Raw genomic sequence first — 19,720 nt, 5'->3', positions numbered from 1 at the left:
CAGAAGGTGCCTGACCCCTTCTGTTCATGGGGTGGCGAGTTGGTGCTCGGCGGCTCGGCGGAGGGTGGCGGGGTCGGGGCGTTGGCCGGTCCAGATCACCTGTTGGAGCACCGCTTGATGGGCGAGCATGCCGAGACCGTCGACGGTCGTGGCGCCGACCGCTCGAGCGGCCCGCAGCAACGCCGTCTCGAGGGGGTGGTACACGATGTCGGCAACCGCCAGGTCGGGTCGCAGCAGGTGGGCCTCGATCGGGAGATCGTCGGTGCCCATGCCGACCGACGTCGCATTCACCAGCACGTCGGCGTCCGCCACGTCGTCGACCGTGCCCGCCCGAGCGGCCTCGGCCAGTTCGGCGGCCGACTCGGCGCTCGCCCTGGTGCGGTTCACGATCACGATGTCCGCGGCACCGGCCCGTCCCAACGCGTCGACGATCGACCGTGCGGCACCCCCGGCGCCGATCACGGCCACGCGACGGTCGGCGACGACCACCCCCTCGGCGAGCAGCGACTCGACGAACCCGTTGCCGTCGGTGCTGGCACCGTACGTCGATCCGTCGTCCCTCAACACGACGGTGTTGACCGCGCCCAGCGCTCGGGCAGCCGGATCGACCTCGTCGACGCACTCGAACGCCTGCTGCTTGTGCGGCATCGTAACGGCGTACCCGCCGATGCCGAGCACCGCCATGGCGTCGATCGCCGCCTCCGCTCCCCCACGGACGACCTCGAACCGGGTGAAGCTCCAGTCGAGCCCGCCCTCGGCGAACACGGCGTTGTGCATGGCCGGCGACAGCGAGTGCCGCACGGGCGCGCCGATGACGGCGGCGAGACGAGGCAGCGCCATCAGTCGAGCAGTCCCAGTTCGGCTGCTCGGTCGACGTTGGCCTGGTGCTGTTCGCCGGTCGCGGCAAACGCGTGTCCGCCCTGCTCGTTCGCGAGCACATAGAACAGGTAGCGGCAATCCTGGGTCGGGTCCGCGAGCTCCTGGCAGATCGGATCGCCCGGCGGCGGGTCGGGCGCCGGATTGATCGCCGCTCGGATCGACGCCCGCCCCGGGTTCGCGATCGGCGTCGGCGGCAACCCCGTGTTGAGGTACGAGTTGTACGGACCCGGCGTCTGACGGAGCACCGGGAACGGCGTGTCCCGGTCGCCCTCGTAGTACAGCGTGGCGTCGATCTGGAGCGGCATGCCCAGCTCGAGGCGGTTGTAGATCACCCGGGCGATCTTCGCACGGTCCTCGTCGAGCTTGGCTTCCTTCTCGATCATCGACGCGATGATCATCAGGTCGTAGGCCGACCGGCCCTTCACGTAGGCGCCGACCTCGATCTCCTCCTGATCGTTGGCGACCCGCTCCATCAGCGCCGACATGCGCTCGACCACCTGGGCCTCGTTGTCGGCGTTCGACACCTGGTACGTGTCGGGGAAGAGCAGTCCTTCCAGCGACGACTCACCCTCGGGCGCGAAACGCGACTCGATCGTGCCGCTGGTGGCCGCCTCCACGAACGCGTCACGGTCGAGCCGTGGGATCTCCTCCGCCAGCCGATCGGCCATCTGCTCGATCGTGAACCCCTCCGGGAACGTCACCCGCTGGTACGTCTGGTCGGGCGGCGTGCGCAGTCGGGCCAGCACGTTGCCCATGTGGTCGCCCTGGCGGATCTGATAGAAGCCGGGCGTCACCTCGAGCCCGCCCTTGCGTTCGACGTACCACTCGAACACCGACGCGTCGTCGACGAACCCTTCCAGCTCGAGCCGCACGGCCAACGTCTCGACGGAATCGCCCTCGACCACCGTGAACGCGATCGGGTCGGTGAGCTCACCGTCGGGGCGGACCCGGTCGAGGTACCACCAACCGACGTAGCCGGCCACGATGATCAGCACGGTGACGAGCACCAGTGCGAGCCACATCACCCACTTCACGATCCGGTTCTGGCGCCGGAGCGGCTCGACGGCGGGAACCTCGCCGACCTCGTCCCACTCGTCGGGAACCCAGTCGGAACGGCCGAGGTCGCGCTCGTCGATCACGACGACAGCCGGTTCGCTCGGGCGTCGAGCCACGACTGGAGCATGATCGCCGCCGCCACCTTGTCGACCCGTTGCCGCCGCTGCACCGCGTCGAGTCCGGCCGCCATCATCGACTCGTCGGCCGTCACAGTGGTGCGGCGCTCGTCGTGCATCTCGACCGGCACGTCCACCAACGTAGCCAGCGCCTTCGCGAAGCCGGTGGCAGCCCGCGCGGCCGGGCCACGACTGCCGTCCATGTTGAGCGGCAGCCCGACCACGATCACCTCGGCCTCCTCCTCGCGGGCGAGGTCGGCGATCTCGTGCAGGTCGTGCTCTTTGGAGCGACTCCGCTGGACGACGACCAGCGGCGACGCGATCGTGCCCGACAGGTCGCTGACGGCGACCCCGATCCGTTTCGAACCGGGATCGAGGCCGAGCGCCCGGATGCCGGGCGGGCGGCTCACGCCCGAGCGGCCTCCGTGGCGATGCGCATCGCCTCGTCGAGCCCGGACGGGTCCTTGCCACCCGCAGTCGCGACATCGCCCTTGCCGCCGCCGCCACCACCGACGGCGCGGGCGGCGTCCTTGATCAGGTTGGCGGCCGGGATCCCCTCGTCGGGGCCGACGGCCGCGGCGAGCGAGACACCACCGCTCGGCGTCTCACCGAGCAGCGCCACCCGACGCACACCCTGCTGGCGGACTGCGAGGGCCAACTCGCGCAGGTCGCCCGGGTCGATCCCGTCGACGCGCGCCACGACGACGCCGTCGTCGGCGCCCGCGGCGATCTCCGACGCACGGCCGGCCGCCATCTGCGAACGCATCGCCTTGAGCTCGTTCTGGAGCTCCTTGATCTCGTCGAGCTTGCGCTGCACACCGTCGACCACGTCGCCGGTCGCACCGACCAGCTGGCCGATGGTGCCGAGCTTCGCCTCGTCCTCCTGGAGCAGCGCCACCGACGCCTCGCCGGTGATCGCCTCGATGCGGCGCAGGTTGGAACCGATCGACGACTCGCTCACGATCTTGACCGTGCCGATGTCGCCGGTGGCCGACACGTGGGTGCCGCCGCACAACTCGACCGACGGGCCGGCCTCGAGCACGCGCACGATGTCGCCGTACTTGTCGCCGAAGAACGCGATGGCGCCGAGCGCCTCGGCCTCGCTCTTGCTGGTCTCGAACGAACGCGCCCGCTCGTTGCGCAGCGTCTCGGCGTTGACGAGCCGCTCGATCTCGGCGATCTCGTCGGCGGTCACCGACTCGTAGTGCGAGAAGTCGAAACGCAGCCGGTCGGGGCCGACGTAGGAACCGGCCTGCTTGACGTGGTCGCCCAGCACCCGGCGCAGCGCCCAGTGCAGCAGGTGCGTCGCGGTGTGGTTGCGCTTGGTCGCATCTCGCCGGGCGCCGTCGATCGCCGCCGTCGCCTCCTGGCCGGCGGACACCGTGCCGTCGACCACGCGCCCGGTGTGACGGCGCAGGTTCGGGAGCGCGAACGTGGTGTCGAGCACCTCGACCTTGCCGGTCTCGGTGCTGATCGTGCCGGTGTCGCCGACCTGGCCGCCGCTCTCGGCGTAGAACGGGGTGCGGTCGAGGAACACGTCGACCAGTTCGTTGCCGTCGTCGTCGGTGCCGGCGGACAGCACCGACAGCACCCGACTCTGGGTCGACACGTCGGTGTAGCCGAGGAACTCGGTGATGCCGAACTGCTCGACGACCTCGCGGTACCCGTCGAGGCGCTCGTCGGACGCGCCCGAATCCTTGCGGGCCGCCTTGGCGCGCTCGCGCTGGGCCGTCATCTCGGCCTCGAACCCGGCGAGGTCGACCTCGACCTCGCGTTCGCCGGCGATTTCCTGGGTCAGCTCGAGCGGGAAACCGTAGGTGTCGTGCAGGACGAACGCCGTCGATCCCGAGAGCGAGTCACCGGTGGTGAGCTCGTCGTCGAGGATCGACAGGCCCGTCTTGAGCGTGTGGCGGAAGCGCTCTTCTTCACGGGTGAGCACCCCGACGATGAAGTCGCGGTTCTTGACGACGTCGGGATAGGCGTTGCCCATCACGTCGATCGCCGTCTCGACGAGGCGCGGCATGACGAGCTGCTCGGTGCCCAGCAGGAAGGCGTAGCGCACCGCACGGCGGATGATGCGACGCAGCACGTAGCCGCGGCCCTCGTTGGAGGGGAACACGCCGTCGCTGACGAGCATCGTCGACGAGCGGGCGTGCTCGGCGAGCACCCGCATGGCAAAGCTGTCACGGTCGTCGTAGTCGCCGACGATCGTGCGCTTGCCGGTGATCGACTGGGCGGTGTCGATGAGCGGCACCATCAGGTCGGTCTCCCAGACCGAGTCGACACCCTGCAACAGGGCCAGGATGCGCTCGAGGCCGGCACCGGTGTCGACCGACGGCTTCGGCAGCGGCGTGCGACTGCCGTCGGGCGCCTGGTTGTACTGCATGAAGACCAGGTTCCAGAACTCCATGAACCGGTCGCCGGCCGGATCGCCGAGCGGGCCGCCGTCGGGACCGAACTCGGGGCCACGGTCGATGTGGATCTCGGAACACGGGCCGCACGGGCCGGTGTCGCCCATCTGCCAGAAGTTGTCCTTGTCGCCGAGCCGCTGGATGCGGTTCATCGGCACCCCGACCTGCTCGTGCCAGATCGCCTCGGCCTCGTCGTCGGTCTCGTGGACGGTGATCCACATGCGGTCACCGTCCATGCCCCAGCCGCCGCTCTCGGGCGAGCCGGTGACGAGGTCCCAGCTCCACGGGATGATCGCTTCCTTGAAGTAGTCACCGAAGCTGAAGTTGCCCATCATCTCGAAGAACACGAGGTGACGCTTGGTGCGACCGACGTCGTCGAGGTCGTTGTGCTTGCCGCCGGCGCGGGCGCACTTCTGCGAGCTGACCGCACGCTGGTACGGCGGCACCTCGTCGCCGACGAAGTACGGCTTGAACGGCACCATGCCGGCCACGGTGAACATCACGGTCGGGTCGTGCGGGATCAGTGATGCGGAGGGCACGACCGAGTGGTCCTTCGCAGCGAAGAAATCGAGGAAGGACTGTCGCAGCTGGTCAGCGTTCATGCCGTCGGTCATAGGTCGGCCAGCCTACCGACCGTGACCTGCAGGTTCCTGGCCCGTTCCCGTAGCCTCGCCGGGCGTGAGTGACGCGAGCGACGCCGACATCCACGAGTGGATCTCGTTCGAGGACGACGACGAACTGCGCACCTGGGAGTTCGACGCCACGTTCCTGCGTTCGAACTACCAGTGCATCTGGGGCTGCGGCTGCCAGGGCGTCCTCGACGAACCCGCCGAGGAGCTCCAGCAGGGCTGCTGCAGCTACGGCGCCCACTTCGTCGACGAGGACGACGTCCAGACCGTCGTTCGCGCCTTCGTTCGCACGTCACCCGAGCACATGCAGTTCCACGCCAAGGCCACCAAGGGAGGCTTCTTGCGCGCCGGTGACGGCCCGGGCGACGACGAGAACGGCCCGCCGACGACGACCCGCGTCGTGGACGGCGCCTGCATCTTCCTGAACCGCCCCGGTTTCGAGGGCGGCGCCGGATGTGCGCTGCACATCGCCGCCGAAGCGTCGGGAGAACGCCCGATCGACTGGAAACCCAACGTCTGCTGGCAGCTCCCCATCCGCGTCGACCACTTCACCGACGAACAGGGCCACGTGCTCTCGCGTCTGCGCGAGTGGAAGCGACGCGACTGGGGCGACGGCGGTGCCGACTTCGCCTGGTGGTGCACCGAGGCACCGGAGGCGTTCAGCGGGAGCCGCCCCCTCTACCTCACGGCGCGCGACGAGATCGTCGAACTGGTGGGAGAAGGGGTCTACGACCGACTGGTCGAGTTGTTGGAGCGGCCGGACTGGGTGCCGTTACCCCATCCGGTGGCCCGGCGAAGCTGATCCGGTGGATCGGTCGGGCCGGGACTCGTGAAGGTCAGTCGTCGGTTTCGTCGTCGTCGTCGAAGGTGACGCCGTACTTCTCGGCCAGAGCCGCGTACTCGTCCTCCTCCGAGGCATCGTCGCGCGAACGATCACCGAAACCGAGGTCGAAGGCCCCGGGGCCGGACTGCTTGAGCTTGCGCGCTTCTTCGAAGCGGCGATGACGACCCTTCTTCACAGTAGGGCTCCCACAATCACTAGAGAACTGACATTGGGGGCCACTCTACCGGGCAACCCCTGCTCGCGGCGCATTTCCCTGCCTCGGACACGCGCATGGCCCGTGCGGCCGCGCTGCGTGGCACGATGTGGCCATGCAACGAACCGTGGCGGTGTTGAACCAGAAGGGCGGCGTCGGCAAGACGACCGTGACGTTGGGCCTCGCGTCGGCGGCCGATGCCGCTCGCCGTCGGGTGCTGGTGGTCGACCTCGATCCGCAGGCGGCGAGTTCGTGGGTACTCGGGATCGACCCGGGCGGTCCGTCGGCCGCCGAAGCGTTGGCGTCCAAGCGTGCGAACACGCGTGATTTCGTGGTGCCGTCGGCCTGGTCCGACCATGTCCACGTGCTGCCCGGGTCGGCCGACCTACAACGACTCGAGGACGGCCACGTCAAGCGTCTACGCGCCCTGCTCGAACAGGTCGAGGACGACTACGAGGCCGTCCTGGTCGACTGTCCGCCGTCGCTCGGCGACCTGACCCGGTCCGCGCTCGTCGCGTCGGCACATGCACTGATCGTGGTCGAACCGTCCTCGCTCGGCCTTCGTGGCATCGGCGGCGTCGCCGACGTGATCGACGAGATCTGGGATTCGCACAATCCCGACCTCGAACTGTCGGGTGTCATCCTCAACCGGGTCCCCGCCGTGTCGCGAGAGGCCGAACGCCGGATCGACGAACTGGCCCGCATCGTGTCGCGCCGCGCGATCTGGTCGCCATCGATCCCCCAGCGGGTCATCATCAACGAAGCCGTCGGCGCCCGCCGCCCGGTCCACTCCTACGGCAGCCGCGCCACCGACACCGCAGCCGTGTTCGACAGCCTCTGGCGCAAGGTGCGCGGCCTCGTCCGCTCCTGATGCCGTCGCTCAGTCGGCGACGTCGACGAGGCGCAGCCCGTTGCCGCGGTCGAAGGTGAGCGCAGCGCGCCCCTCGACCAGCCGGCCGATCCCCTCGCCCAACAACTCGTTGCGCCAACCGTGGGCCAAGCGGGCCGACGGGTCGCCGGCGAGGAACGCCGTGAGGTCGGCACGGGTGGCGAGCATCGCCGTGTCGATCCGCTCACGCTTCGCGACCTGGCTGACCCAGGCCGAGATCAAGGTGACGGCCGGACGCAGATCGCGGTCGAGATCGTCGGTGCCACGCACCTGCTCGGGCGGATCGGCAGCCTTGCCCTCGGCGACCGCCTTCAACAGCTGATCGGCGATCTTGCCCTTGCTGAACCGGTCGTCGACACCGCGCGCCTGGCCCAGCTCCTTCGCGTTCGACGGTTGCCGCTGGGCGATACCGAGCACGGCGAGGTCGGGCAGCACCTGACGCACCGGCGAGTTGCGCTCGACCGCGGTTCGTTCACGCCACGCTGCGACCGCCTGGGCGACCGCTCGCGGCCGGGGCCTCAACCCCTTCACGTCCTTCAGCCGGGTCCAGGCGATCATCGGATCGATCGCCCCGACCGGGCGCGCCGCCAACTCACGACACGCTTCTTCGGCCCACGAGACCCGATCGAGCTCGTCGAGCTGGGCCAGCAGCCGGTCGTGCACGTCGAGGAGGTGGGCCACGTCGACGGCGGCGTACTGACGCTGGGCATCGGTGAGCGGGCGTCGCAGCCAGTCGGTCAACCGATCGCCCTTCGGCGGGTTGATCGACAGCTCACCGTTGAGCAGCGCGGACAGCGACGGTGTGCCGTACCCGACGAACCCGCCGGCGATCTGGGTGTCGAAGAAGTGACGCGGCACGGCCCCGACGGCGTGGGTCAGCACGTCGAGATCCTGCTGCGCGGCGTGGAACACGGCCGTGATGTCGGCGTCGAACAGCCGACGGAATGCCGACACGTCGACGGCGAGCGGGTCGATCAGGGCGATCTCGTCGTCGCCCCAGCCCAGCTGCACCAGTGCGAGCGCCGGGAAGTAGGTGCGTTCACGATGGAACTCGGTGTCGATCGCGTACCGCTCCTCGCGGAGCACGGCGTCGATGACCTCGTGGAGCCCGGCGTCGTCGTCGACCCACCGGTACTCGAGCTTGGCCGTCACGCGTCGGAGTCGACCGGGCGACCCGACTCGATCCACGCGAGCGTTCCTCCGGCGACGTTCACCACCTCGCGCCCCTGCGCAGCGAGGAACTCGCACGCCCGCATGCTGCGGCCGCCCGATCGGCAGATCACGTACGTCGGCCCCTCGGTGGCGAAGGCATCGAGGTGGTCGGGCACGGTGGCCAGGGGCACGAGCACGCCGCCCGACACCCGCGCGGCTGCGTACTCGTCGGGTTCACGGACGTCGACCAGGGGCGCACCCTGTTCGAGCAGCTCGGCCAGTTCGTCGACCGAGATCTCCTTGATCGTCATATCGGACGACACTACCGGCCGGGGTCGTCGCGACGGAGATCGTCGGGCGTGTTGATGTTGCGGATCACGGCGGGGTCGACCGGCACGCCGATCGCGCCGGACACCCACTCGCGCACCGAGGCACCGACCGCCTCGGACGCGACAGCGTCGGGTGGCACGTACACCACGAGGTGATGATGCCCGTCCGCGGTCGCGACGGCGAGCCGCTGCTCGCGCGAGCCCGCCTCGATCACCGCGGACACGGTGGCGGCGTCGAGGTACGGCAGGTCGCAGGCCACGGCGACGATCGGGCCGTCGTGACGAGCGGACGCCGTCCGGATCGCGTCGACCGGTCCGGCGTCGGGGTGCTCGTCGGCGAACCCGTCGAGTCCGAGCGAGGCGAGCCCGGGGAGATCGCCGCCCTGGCACTCGACCGGGTGGCACCCGGCCTCCCACAACGCATCGGCGACGGCGATCGCCATCGGCCGACCGTCGACGAGCACGAACGCCTTGTCACTGCCCATGCGTCGGCTCCCACCACCGGTGAGCACGACGCCGGGATGCCCGCTCATGGCCGCACGATCGCGTCGATCTCCGACTGCGGCGGACCGCCCCGGTCGAGTTGGTGCAGGAACTGGATCGTCCGGTCGGACTCGGCGACGTCACCGATCGCCCGCGACATCAGGTGCAACCCGAGCAGCGAACGGAGAAAACCGCGGTTGGTCGGCTCCGACCATCGGACGTCGCCCGTACCGCGCCACCCGTTGCCGCGCAGCGCATCGAGCCCTCGGTGGTACCCGATCCGATACGCGGCGTACCGGTGGATCGTCTCCGGCTCCGCGTCACCGAGCGCCGCCCATGCGAACAGCGACGTCGGCGCCGAGGCAACCACATCGCGCAGCGCCGCCGGGTCGCCCCCTGCGGCGTCGATCGCCGCCATCAGCGCGTCGGGTTCGGGCGGCAGCACGAACGGGGTCGGCCCGGAGACACTCATGCGGATCGGTTCGGATTCGTCGGACATACGAGTTCGACAGTACCCGGACATCGGCCCGGTGATTCCGGTGAGCGCCGATTCCGGTTCAGGTGAGCGGCCCCCGGAGCCGATAGAACCAAAGCACCACTATGTCGTCCGTCAGCGCGCAGCAGCGCGAGATCATCGAGCGCCTGACCGCTGCCGCGGACCCGGCGACGAAGCGCGACGCGTCCGAGGCCGAACAGGCCTCGCGCGAGCTGATCGCGATCGCCGAGGACGCCCACGATGACGAACTGGCGCTCGTGGCGCACGTCTGGCTGTGCATCAACCTGCACCAGCGCGGCAAGCTCCACCAGGCGATCAGCCTCGCCCAGGTGTTGCGCCCGCAACTCACCGACGAGCGGCCCGGCACCCGGCTCGGCGACCTCCGCCTCGAACTGCTGCGCACGACGGCGCTCGCGGCGAGCGAGGCCGGCGAGTTCGACATCGGCATCGACGCCGCCGAAGAACTCGCCAACGACCCCGACGTCCACACCCGCGCCGACGCTGCATTCGACGCCGCGTTCTCACTGGCCATCTGTCTCGAACGGATGGGCAACAGCTGGCAGGCGTTGCGCGTCCTGAACGACGTGATGGCCCGGCACGGCGACGGCCCACCGTCGTTCGGCATGCTCTACACCTTGAACGGCATCGTCGCGACGGCGATCGGCGCGTTCCACCGGGTTCGCGATCTCGACGACGGCGAGGCCGTCGACCTCCTGATCACCGCCCGCGACGCAGCCGAGCGAGCCGTGCCGATGCTCGATCAGTTCGCGAACCAGCTGTACCGGGCGGCGCTCACCGGCAACCTCGGCGAGATCCTGATCTACCAGGGCGAGCTCGACGCCGCCGACCACCACCTCCGAGGGGCGCTGGCCTGGGCGGAGGAGATCGATGCGACCGCTCACCGCGACCGGATCCGCGCATCGATCGGCGCCTGGCTGCTGGCGTCGGGTCAGGCCGACGAGGCACTCGAGTGGCTCGAGCAGCTCGTCGACGACCTCGACGAGGACGGCACCCACAGCACTCGGGTCCGCGCCCATCACACCGCCCACCTCGCCGCCAGAGAGCTCGGCTGGTACGACCGGGCACTCGACCATCTCACCGAGTACGAGCGGCTCGAACGCCAACGCACCACGAGCCAGCTGCGGTCGGCCTCCGAACTGTTCGTGACCCGGACCGAGGCGGAGGCCGAGGCGGAACGCCACCGCTACAGCGCCGAACGCGATCCGCTCACGGGCCTCGCCAACCGCCGCCGCCTCAACCGGGTCCTCGCCGAGCTCAACGCAGCCGCCGACGAACCGGCGCCGTACGCCCTTGCGATGGTCGACGTCGATCACTTCAAGTCGGTCAACGACGAACTCGGTCACGCCGTCGGCGACAGTGTGCTGGTCGAACTCGCCCAGATCCTGCTCGACGGGGTCGGTGACGACGACGTCGTCGTCCGGTACGGCGGCGAGGAGATCGTCATCGTGTTCCCCGGCGCCGGCGCCGACACGGCGGCGTTCCGCTGCGAACGCCTCCGCTCGGTCATCGAGCAACACGTCTGGGCCGATCTCCCGGCCGGCCGTCGCCTCACCGTCAGCATGGGCATCGCGTCGACGCCTCACACCGGCCCCGAACGCGTCGTCGGCGCCGCCGACCGGGCGATGTACGCAGCGAAGCGGGGCGGACGCAACCAGGTCCGGGTCGCGACCGACGACGACGCCCGCGACGCCACCCCCACCTCGATCCCCCGTCGCTGACGCCGATCCCACGATCCCGACGATCGGCACGAGCGGGACGATCGGCACGAGCGGCACCTAGGGTGCTCGCCGATGCCGAGAACCCCCCGCTCCGAACTCGCCGTCCTCACCGGCGCGAAAGTGGTCTCGAACACGGCGTTGCGATGGGTCGGGCCGTTCCTCCCCACGCTCGAGCGGGCGTTCTCCACCAGCACCGGCACCCTCACCGGCATCATGGGCGTGTGCGAGCTCGGCGGGCTCACGACGGTCGCAACCGGACCGTCGCTCGACCGCGGGCACGAGCGGCGGGTCTTCGTCGCCGGACTCGCCGCCGTCGCCGTGTCGTCGCTGATCGCGCTGTACGGCACCGTTCCGTCGTTCGCGATCGCCTTCCTCGTGCTCATCCTCGGCGTCAGCAACCTGACCGTCGCCGGTCACGCCTGGATCGGGCATCGCGTCCCCTTCGCCGCCCGCGGACGGGCGATCGGCACGTTCGAGACGTCATGGGCGATCGCCCTGCTCGTCGGCGCACCACTGCTCGCCGCGCTGATCGCCTGGGTCGGATGGCGAGGCCCGTACGTGGCGCTCGCGATCGGCGCCGTCGTCGCAGCGATCGTCGTCGTCGTCTTCGTCGGTGCCGACGCGCCGCACCTCGCAGAACGAGCCGCCACGACCACGACGACCGCCACGACCACGGCCACCACCACGACCGGGCGCGCTCCCCTGCCGGCGACCGCATGGGCGCCGATGATCGGATCGGCGCTCACCGCTGCAGCCGGCATCGGCACCTTCGTCGTCTCCGGCGCCTGGCTCGACGACGCCTACGGCCTGTCGACCGGAGGACTCGGCATCGTGGCGGCGGCGTTCGGTCTCGTCGAACTCGTGTCGTCCACGACCGTGGCGACCCACGGCGACCGGATCGGCGCCCGCCGCTCCGTCATCGCCGGGCTGATCGTGCTCGCCGTCGGTGCGGTCGCGATGCTGTCGGCGGGCGACAGCCGGGCCATCGCGATCGCCGGGTTGCTCGTGTTCCTCACCGGCTTCGAGTTCGGCTTCGTGTCGTCGCTCACCCTCGTCTCCGAAGCCGCCCCGGAGGCGCGCGGGCGTGCGATCGGGCTGAGCAACGCGATGGGCACCGTCGCCCGAGCGTCGGCGGTCTTCATCGGCGGACAGCTCTACGAGGCGTACGGGATGACCGGCACCCTCGGCATGGTCGCCGTGTGTGCGAGCGTGGCGTTCGTCGCGTTCAGCCTGACGCGTCGATGAAGCGCAACACCCGCTGGGCGACGTCGTCCGGGTGGGTGTTCGGCCCGAAGTGCTTGGCCTCGGGCACCATCTCGAGTCGAGCGTCGGGGAGCATGTCGGCGAGGTGCTCGGCGCCCCGACGGTGATGCGGTCGCCCGTGCTCGCCGAACAGCACGAGCACCGGCACCGTCACCCGGTCGGGCCGCCACGGCGGTGCCGCCCGCAGGTCGGCGAGTTCGCCCAGCATCGGTGCACCTTCGGCCCGGCGCGCCGCACGCGTGCCCGACGGGAGCCGCTCCCAACGTTCGTCGCCGATCAGGCTGCGCATGAACCGTTCGGCGGCGGCCGCCGGGTCGTCCCGAGCCTCCATCGCACTCGAACCGGCCGAGCCGCCCCACCAGGGCAGCCACGACAGCGGCGACTCGTAGGTGACGACGGCATCGACGAGGTCGGGGTGGTGGTCGGCGAGCGCGAGGGCGACGTTGCCGCCGTAGCTGTGGCCGACGACGACGCAGCGCTCCGGTTCGGCCTCGAGGATCACCCGACGGAGGTCGTCGACCTGATCGGGCATCCCGAACGGACCGTCGTGCGGCGTCGACCGCCCATACCCACGGCGGTCGTACCGGACGACCCGGAACCGGTCGTCGAGTCGGCGGCTCAGCTTCAGCAGTCCGGCGGAACGATCCATCGAGCCGTGCACGAGCACGACCACGTCGGGGCCGTCGCCGGCCGCTGCGGTCCAGACCACTCAGTCGACCTGCACGATGCGCAGCACGTCGGCGGCGGTGTCGGCCGACTTCTTCGGCGAGCCGGCGAGCACGACCACGGTGCCCCCTGGTTCGACGAGCCCGGCCTGCACGGCCCGCTCGACGCCGTGCCACACGATCTCGTCCGTGCTCTCGAACGTGTCGAGGCCGAGCGTCTGGACGCCCCACAACAGCGACAGCTGTTTCACCGTCCTCGGGTCGTTGGACAATGCGATCAGCGGGGCCTCCGGACGGAACCGCGCCATGGCGATCGCCGTGCGACCCGTGTGGGTGCAGCAGATGATCGCCGAGGCACCGACGTCGACCGCCGCCTCGGATGCCGCGTGGGTCAGCGCCGCCGTGATCCGGTCGCCCGTCGAATCCCATTGGGCTCGCTGGATACGCCCGAGCCGCTGCGCCCACTGCCGGTACGACGCCTCGGCCTCGGCACGCGCCGCGATCGCGTCCATCGTCTCGACGACCAAGACCGGGTCGTGACCGATCGCCGTCTCGCCCGACAGCATCAGAGCGTCGGTGCCGTCGAAGATCGCGTTGGCGACGTCGGTGACCTCGGCTCGGGTGGGCGACGGGGCGCTTACCATCGATTCGAGCATCTGGGTCGCCGTGATCGCCGGGATGCCGTACTCGACGCACTGACGCACGATCGACTTCTGGAGGTGGGGAAGATCCTCGATCGGACAGTCGATGCCGAGGTCGCCACGGGCGACCATGATCGCGTCGCTGACGTTGATGATCTCCTGCAAGTTCGCCAACGCCGTGCTCGTCTCGATCTTGGCGATCAGCTTGGCCCGGTTGCCGACGACCTCGCGCACCTGCTCGATGTCGGCCGCGGTGCGCACGAACGAGACCGCCATGAAGTCGACGCCGGCCTCGGCCATCGTCTCGGCGAGGCGCAGATCGTCCTCGGTCGGCGTCGACAACCGCAGGTTCTCGGACGGGATGTGCACACCCGGCCGGCCCTGCGCGCTGCCGCCGGTGAGCACGATCGCGTCGACCTCGTCGCCGACCGCTTCCACCCGCAGACAGATGCCACCATCGCCGATGATGATCGGGTCACCCGGGCGGAGATCTTCGAGCAGGGTCGGGTAGTCGACGTGGATCAGGTCGGCGTCGCTCGGGTCGACGCCGGGGCGCAGCCGGACCGGCGCACCTGCGTCGAGTGCGATGCCGCCCTCGGTGAACTTGCCGGCGCGAACCTTCGGACCGGGCAGGTCGGCGAGCACGCCCACCTCGTGATCGACCCGCTCCGCAGCGGCGCGCACGAGCCGGAGCTTGTCGAGGTGTGACTCGACCGGGCCGTGGCTGAGGTTGAGTCGGGCGACGTTCACCCCCGCTCGGAACAACGCCTCGAGCACCTCGGGGCTCTCGCTGGCTGGGCCGATGGTGGCCACGATCTTGGTTCGCCTGGTCATGTCGTCACGTCCGTGGGTGGGGGGTGGATGGATCGGTACGGCCCGCGAGCGGGCGGGGCCGAGCATATGACGATCGGCGACGCGACGTGAGCGATGACGCAGCGACGGGCCCGATGGCGACGCCGACCGTGTAGAACGGAGGATCATGATCGACGATCTCCGCGCCTTCCTCGATGCGTCGCCCTCGCCGTTCCACGCCGCCGAGACCACCGCCGGCCGGCTCGACGCCGCCGGTTTCACCGAGGTCGCACTCACCGCAGAGTGGGGCGACCTGCCCGACGACGGCTACGTCCGACGCGACGGTGCCGTGATCGCTTGGCGCTCGCCGGCGACGACGAGCGTCACCACACCGTTCCGCCTCGCGGGTGCACACACCGACTCGCCGTGTCTCCGTGTGAAGCCGAACCCCGACGGTTCGGCCGTCGGCTGGAAGCAGCTCGCCGTCGAGGTGTACGGCGGCATCTTGAACAACACGTGGCTCGACCGCGACCTCGGCGTCGCCGGTCGCCTCACGACCTCCACCGGCGACCACGTCCTCGTCGACGTAAACCGTCCGATCGCACGCGTCCCCCAGCTCGCGGTACACCTCGACCGCGGCGTGAACGCCGAAGGTCTGAAGCTCGACGCCCAGCAGCACCTCCACCCCGTGTGGGGCACCGGCGCGGGCACCCGAGGCGAGTTCGCCGAGTGGATCGCCGAGCAGGCCGGCAGCACGACACCGACGTTCTGGGAACTGTGCCTGTACGAGGTCCAGCCGGCTGCCGTGCTCGGCGGCGACGAGTCGCTGCTGGCCAGCGGCCGGCTCGACAACCTCCTCTCGTGCTGGGCGGCCGTCGACGCGCTCGTCGCCGCCTCCCCGACCGAGGCGATCGCCGTGATCGTGCTCAACGACCACGAGGAGGTCGGATCGTCGTCGACCACCGGCGCCGCCGGACCGCTCCTCGAGCAGGTCCTCGAGCGTCACGTCGCCGCCCGCGGCGGCGACCGCGCCGACCTGCTGCGTGCGTTCGTGGCGTCGAGCTGTATCTCGGCCGACAACGCCCACGCGATCCACCCGAACTACCAGGACCGCCACGATCACGCCCACGGCCCGATCGTCAACCGCGGCCCGGCGATCAAGATCAACAGCAACCAGCGCTACGCGACCTCGTCGTCGACCGCTGCGCTGTTCGCCCGGGCGTGCGACACCGCCGGGGTCCCCCACCAGACCTTCGTCTCGCGCAACAACATGCCGTGCGGCTCGACCATCGGACCGATCACGGCCACCCGTCTCGGCATCGACACCGTCGACGTCGGGGTGCCGCAGCTGAGCATGCACAGTGCCCGCGAGCTGTGCGGCACCGACGACCCGGTCAGCCTGGCGAAAGCGCTCCGGGCGTCGTTCGAGCTGTGACGGCTGTACGGCGATGAGCGGACGGGCCGGCACCCCGACGGTGATCGTCGCTCGCAGCGCCCGGCCGGGCAGCGAGCGGGCGTTCGCCGTCTGGCTCGAAGAACTGGTCGACGAATCGTCGCGCGCTCCCGGATTCATCGGCGCCGAGATCCAGCAGCCGCGGACCGGCAAGCCGAACGAGTGGATCACCGTGTACCGGTTCGAGACGGCCGAGCTGCTCGACCGCTGGCTCGACTCCCCGCGCCGTCAGGCGATCATCGCCCGAGGCGCCGAACTCGCCGAGGGGCCGGCCCGTGAGCAGGTCGTCGTGATCGAGCGCAACCTCGACCCGGTGACGGCCATCATCTCGGTCCGTGTCGACCCCGAGCACCTCGACGAGTATCTCGAGCTGTACCACCAGATCGACGACGCGATGTCACGCGCGCCCGGGTTCGTGCGCACCGAGCTGTTCGAACCGGTGCCCGGCACGCAGGACGATCACGTCGTCGTCTTCACCTTCGACGGCCGAGACCACCTCGACGCGTGGCTCGACTCTCCCGAACGCCGGGCGATCATCGAGCGGATGCAGCCGTTCATCGAGTCGCCGCACCTGATCAACGTCGTCGGTGGCTTCGGAGGCTGGTTCGACCTGGGTGGGGCGACCGAGCCCAAGAGGTGGAAGCAGGCGGTCGTCGTGTTGATGGCGCTGTACCCCACCGTGTTGGCGCTCACACTGATCGACGACTGGATCCTCCCCGATCCGCCGCTCGCGATCGACATCCTGATCGGCAACATCATCGGCGTCATCATCCTGACGTGGTTCCTGATGCCGCCGCTCACGCGTCTGCTGGCGCGCTGGCTCAGTCGGTGACCGGGTAGCTCCAGCCGACCCGTTCCATCGCCAGGTCGAACACCCGCTGCATCTCGGTGTGCAACCGTTCGGTCTGTTCGGCGTATGCCTCGCGGGGCACCCGCTTGCCGTCGGGGGCGGTCGGCGGCGGCACCGGCGGACCGATCTCGATGTGCACCTTGCGCGGGTAGATGAAGTTCTTGCCCTTCGGCATCACGCGTTCGCTGCCGCCGATGCCGACGGGCACCATCGGGACGTTGGCCTTGGCCGCGACGAACATCGCTCCCTCGAACAACGGTTGCACCATCGGGCCCGACTTGCGTTCGCCCTCGGGGAACAACACCAGGGCCTCACCGGCGTCGAGGACCTGGATCGCGCGCTTCAGCGCCTCACGGTCGGCCTTGCCCCGGTTCACCGGGAACGCACCCAGCGCATAGAACAACGGACGCAGGCGAGCGACCTTGAACATCGTGTGCTTGCCCATGTACCGCATCCGGCCCCAACCGGGCACGAGTGCGGCGTACGGCGTGTCGAGGTACGAGCGGTGATTCGGGCACACGATGTACGGCCCGTCGGTCGGCAGGTTCTCGCGACCCGACACGGTGGTGCGGGTCCAGAGCTTGAGCGGGAACGCGACCAGCAACCAGCCGATCTTGTACAGCGTCCGTGTCCAGAACGTGCCGCCCGGTCGGAACAGGTCGTGGTCGGTGTCGCTCACCGCGCTGCCTCCAGCAGTTCGAGGATGTGGTCGACCACCTCGTCGATGCTCATGCCGGTCGTGTCGACGACCTTCGACCCGGTCGCCTCCGTGAGTGGACTGTGTTCGCGGCTCGAATCGAACCGGTCGCGTTTGATGATGGACGCCTCGACCTCGTCGACGTCGCCGCCGACCTGGTTGACGCGTCGTTCGGCACGCACCCGCGGTGATGCGGTGACGTACAGCTTGAGCGCAGCGTCGGGGAACACCACCGATCCGATGTCACGCCCCTCGACGACGCCGCCGTCACGGTCGGCGACCCAGTCGCGCTGGCGCTGTACGAGCACCTCACGGACGGTCGGGTTGGCGGCGACCTGCGACACGGCTTCGGTGACGTCGCGACCGCGGATCGCCTCGGTGGCGTCGACGCCGTCGACCGTCACCGTCGAGTCGTCGATGCGGATGTCGACGAGCGGTGCGACCGCTGCGACATCGGCCAGGTCGCCTTCGGGCACGCCGCGCTGCTGCACGGCGAAGGTCATCGCCCGATACATCGCGCCCGTGTCGAGGTACTCGAGCCCGAGCCGGTCGGCGAGGGCCCGGCCGACGGTGCTCTTGCCGGCCCCGGCGGGCCCGTCGATCGCGATGACGAGCGGTGAGGCGCCGCTCACCAGGACGTCCCCAGCGGGCGGCCCTCGTCGTAGCCGGCGTGGCTCTGCACGCCGACGACGGCACGGTCGTGGAACTCGGGCACGGTCGCCGCACCGGCGTACGTGAACGACGACCGGACACCGGCGACGATCTGATCGATGATGTCCTCGACGCCGGGGCGTTCGGGGTCGAGGTACATGCGCGACGTGCTGATGCCCTCCTCGAACAGCTCCTTGCGGGCCCGGTCGAGGTTGGTCTCGGTCTTGGTGCGGTTGCGCACGGCGCGGTTCGACGCCATGCCGAAGCTCTCCTTGTAGAGGCGACCGTCGGTGTCGCGACGGGCGTCTGCCGCCGACTCGTGGGTGCCGGCGAGCCACGATCCGACCATCACGTTGCCGGCGCCGGCAGCCAGGGCGAGCGCGACGTCGCGCGGGAACCGGACACCGCCGTCGGCCCAGACGTGCTGCCCGAGGCGAGCCGCCTCGTCGGAGCACTCGACCACGGCGGAGAACTGGGGTCGACCCACGCCGGTCATCATGCGGGTCGTGCACATCGCACCGGGGCCGACACCGACCTTGACGATGTCGGCACCTGCCTCGACGAGCTGACGGGTGCCGTCGGCCGTCACGACATTGCCGGCAGCGATCGTGGCGTCGGGGCACGCAGCCCGCACCTGCTCGACCACGCCGAGCATCGTCGTCTGATGGCCGTGCGCCGTGTCGATCACGAGCACGTCGACGCCCATCGCCGCCAGCGCCTCGGCCCGTCCGACCGGATCGGCGTTGATGCCGACCGCCACGGAGGTGAGGAGGCGCCCATCGGCGTCGAGCGCCGGCCGGTAGATCGTCGAGCGGAGCGCACCCTTGCTGGTCAGCACGCCCAGCAGGCGGCCGTCGTCGTCGACGACCGGCGCGATGCTGCGGCGTTCGCCGTGCAGCACCTCGAACGCGTGCTCCGGCGTCACGTCGGCGGGCAGGGTGTCGAGCTCGGTCGACATCACGTGCTGGAGCTGGGTGAACCGGTCGAACCCGGCGGCGTCGTGCTCGGTGAAGATGCCGACCGGGTGCTGGTCGCGGTTCACCACGATCACGGCGCCGTGGGCGCGCTTGTGGATCAGCGCGAGCGCGTCACCGATCGTGTCCTTCGGACCGAGCGTGATCGGCGTCTCGAAGACCGGGTGGCGACTCTTCACGGACGACACGACCGTCTCGATGACGTCGACGGGGATGTCTTGGGGCAGCACGACGACGCCGCCCCGACGGGCGACCACCTCGGCCATGCGCCGTCCGGCGACCGCGGTCATGTTGGCGACCACGAGCGGGATGGTCGTGCCGATCCCGTCGGGCGTCGTCAGGTCGACGGCGAACCTCGAGCCGACGGCGGACAGGCTGGGCACCATGAACACGTCGTTGTACGTGAGGTCGTGGGGCGGGTTGGGGTGGAGCATCTTCATCGCAAACCTCCGCGATCGCGGCCGACACAGGCTAACGGCGCCGACCACCTCCGGACGTCGATGCCCGACCTACGCTGA

Annotated in this window: 20 protein-coding genes; 6 read left to right on the top strand and 14 right to left on the bottom strand. The window is 69.9% G+C overall.

The features are described from left to right. Positions 1-24: 24 nt before the first annotated feature. From aroE to alaS, 4 genes are read right to left on the bottom strand one after another with little or no spacing between them, the layout of a single operon-like run. Positions 25-840, bottom strand: coding sequence for a shikimate dehydrogenase (gene aroE / locus BDK89_RS09355; protein ID WP_133868703.1), 816 nt, complete (start codon positions 838-840; stop codon positions 25-27). Continuing rightward, complete coding sequence (gene mltG, locus BDK89_RS09350) at positions 840-2,051, bottom strand: endolytic transglycosylase MltG (RefSeq protein WP_133868702.1); 1,212 nt, start codon at positions 2,049-2,051, stop codon at positions 840-842. Before mltG ends, aroE begins: the two co-directional genes overlap by 1 nt. Continuing rightward, positions 2,015-2,461: a Holliday junction resolvase RuvX gene (ruvX, locus tag BDK89_RS09345; RefSeq protein ID WP_208294013.1), complete on the bottom strand. Its 447-nt coding sequence runs from the start codon at positions 2,459-2,461 to the stop codon at positions 2,015-2,017. The genes mltG and ruvX overlap by 37 nt, the downstream gene beginning before the upstream one ends. Next, positions 2,458-5,064, bottom strand: a complete 2,607-nt coding sequence (gene alaS, locus BDK89_RS09340) for an alanine--tRNA ligase (protein WP_208294012.1) — start codon at positions 5,062-5,064, stop codon at positions 2,458-2,460. The genes ruvX and alaS overlap by 4 nt, the downstream gene beginning before the upstream one ends. A 76-nt stretch (positions 5,065-5,140) precedes the next feature. Here alaS and BDK89_RS09335 point away from each other — a divergent pair, with 76 nt between their 5' ends. Continuing rightward, the gene (locus tag BDK89_RS09335; protein ID WP_133868700.1) at positions 5,141-5,893 is read left to right on the top strand and encodes a DUF3109 family protein; all 753 of its coding nucleotides are present in this window, start codon (positions 5,141-5,143) and stop codon (positions 5,891-5,893) included. 34 nt (positions 5,894-5,927) lie between these two features. Here the strand turns inward: BDK89_RS09335 and BDK89_RS09330 are convergent, their stop codons facing one another. After that, positions 5,928-6,110 (bottom strand): hypothetical protein, encoded by a 183-nt coding sequence (locus BDK89_RS09330; RefSeq protein WP_133868699.1) that lies wholly within the window; start codon positions 6,108-6,110, stop codon positions 5,928-5,930. A gap of 133 nt (positions 6,111-6,243) precedes the next feature. Between BDK89_RS09330 and BDK89_RS09325 the strand changes: the two genes are divergently transcribed. Then, entirely contained in the window at positions 6,244-6,999 is a 756-nt protein-coding gene (locus tag BDK89_RS09325) for a ParA family protein (RefSeq protein ID WP_133868698.1), read from the top strand. A 9-nt stretch (positions 7,000-7,008) separates the two neighbouring features. On the opposite strand, the gene BDK89_RS09320 is transcribed toward BDK89_RS09325, so the two are convergent. Genes BDK89_RS09320 through BDK89_RS09305 form a run of 4 tightly spaced genes read right to left on the bottom strand, consistent with a single transcriptional unit; the run spans position 7,009 to position 9,480 of the window. Then, positions 7,009-8,169 (bottom strand): ribonuclease D, encoded by a 1,161-nt coding sequence (locus BDK89_RS09320; RefSeq protein ID WP_133868697.1) that lies wholly within the window; start codon positions 8,167-8,169, stop codon positions 7,009-7,011. Continuing rightward, positions 8,166-8,480 (bottom strand): rhodanese-like domain-containing protein, encoded by a 315-nt coding sequence (locus BDK89_RS09315; RefSeq protein WP_133868696.1) that lies wholly within the window; start codon positions 8,478-8,480, stop codon positions 8,166-8,168. Before BDK89_RS09315 ends, BDK89_RS09320 begins: the two co-directional genes overlap by 4 nt. Positions 8,481-8,491: 11 nt before the next feature. Then, positions 8,492-9,031, bottom strand: a complete 540-nt coding sequence (gene mobA / locus BDK89_RS09310) for a molybdenum cofactor guanylyltransferase (protein ID WP_133868695.1) — start codon at positions 9,029-9,031, stop codon at positions 8,492-8,494. Beyond that, on the bottom strand, positions 9,028-9,480 hold the full coding sequence (locus tag BDK89_RS09305) for a DUF3151 family protein (protein ID WP_133868694.1): 453 nt from the start codon (positions 9,478-9,480) through the stop codon (positions 9,028-9,030). The genes mobA and BDK89_RS09305 overlap by 4 nt, the downstream gene beginning before the upstream one ends. Before the next feature lie 101 nt (positions 9,481-9,581). Here BDK89_RS09305 and BDK89_RS09300 point away from each other — a divergent pair, with 101 nt between their 5' ends. After that, entirely contained in the window at positions 9,582-11,216 is a 1,635-nt protein-coding gene (locus tag BDK89_RS09300; protein WP_133868693.1) for a GGDEF domain-containing protein, read from the top strand. A 72-nt stretch (positions 11,217-11,288) separates the two neighbouring features. Then, complete coding sequence (locus BDK89_RS09295; protein WP_133868692.1) at positions 11,289-12,461, top strand: MFS transporter; 1,173 nt, start codon at positions 11,289-11,291, stop codon at positions 12,459-12,461. Here BDK89_RS09295 and BDK89_RS09290 read toward each other — a convergent pair. Together BDK89_RS09290 and pyk are read right to left on the bottom strand one after the other, a co-directional pair. Further along, positions 12,442-13,188: an alpha/beta fold hydrolase gene (locus BDK89_RS09290; RefSeq protein ID WP_133868691.1), complete on the bottom strand. Its 747-nt coding sequence runs from the start codon at positions 13,186-13,188 to the stop codon at positions 12,442-12,444. The genes BDK89_RS09295 and BDK89_RS09290 overlap by 20 nt on opposite strands. Continuing rightward, a complete protein-coding gene (gene pyk / locus BDK89_RS09285; protein WP_166657486.1) occupies positions 13,189-14,619 on the bottom strand; it encodes a pyruvate kinase in 1,431 nt (476 codons plus the stop codon). Between the two features lie 145 nt (positions 14,620-14,764). Here pyk and BDK89_RS09280 point away from each other — a divergent pair, with 145 nt between their 5' ends. Both BDK89_RS09280 and BDK89_RS09275 read left to right on the top strand, forming a co-directional pair. After that, complete coding sequence (locus BDK89_RS09280; protein WP_133868689.1) at positions 14,765-16,012, top strand: M18 family aminopeptidase; 1,248 nt, start codon at positions 14,765-14,767, stop codon at positions 16,010-16,012. Between the two features lie 13 nt (positions 16,013-16,025). After that, complete coding sequence (locus BDK89_RS09275) at positions 16,026-16,862, top strand: antibiotic biosynthesis monooxygenase (protein ID WP_133868688.1); 837 nt, start codon at positions 16,026-16,028, stop codon at positions 16,860-16,862. Here the strand turns inward: BDK89_RS09275 and BDK89_RS09270 are convergent. Genes BDK89_RS09270 through BDK89_RS09260 form a run of 3 tightly spaced genes read right to left on the bottom strand, consistent with a single transcriptional unit; the run spans position 16,852 to position 19,642 of the window. After that, the gene (locus tag BDK89_RS09270) at positions 16,852-17,559 is read right to left on the bottom strand and encodes a lysophospholipid acyltransferase family protein (protein ID WP_133868687.1); all 708 of its coding nucleotides are present in this window, start codon (positions 17,557-17,559) and stop codon (positions 16,852-16,854) included. The genes BDK89_RS09275 and BDK89_RS09270 overlap by 11 nt on opposite strands. Further along, on the bottom strand, positions 17,556-18,209 hold the full coding sequence (gene cmk / locus BDK89_RS09265; RefSeq protein ID WP_133868686.1) for a (d)CMP kinase: 654 nt from the start codon (positions 18,207-18,209) through the stop codon (positions 17,556-17,558). The genes BDK89_RS09270 and cmk overlap by 4 nt, the downstream gene beginning before the upstream one ends. Further along, positions 18,206-19,642 carry a GuaB1 family IMP dehydrogenase-related protein gene (locus BDK89_RS09260; protein WP_133868685.1) on the bottom strand — a complete coding sequence of 479 codons (1,437 nt, stop codon included), beginning with the start codon at positions 19,640-19,642 and terminating at the stop codon, positions 18,206-18,208. The genes cmk and BDK89_RS09260 overlap by 4 nt, the downstream gene beginning before the upstream one ends. Positions 19,643-19,720: the final 78 nt, after the last annotated feature.

The organism is Ilumatobacter fluminis, assembly GCF_004364865.1.
Classification (GTDB): Bacteria; Actinomycetota; Acidimicrobiia; order Acidimicrobiales; family Ilumatobacteraceae; genus Ilumatobacter; species Ilumatobacter fluminis.
Note: the sequence above shows the minus strand (reverse complement) of the source record. Positions and strands in the feature narration are given on the sequence as shown.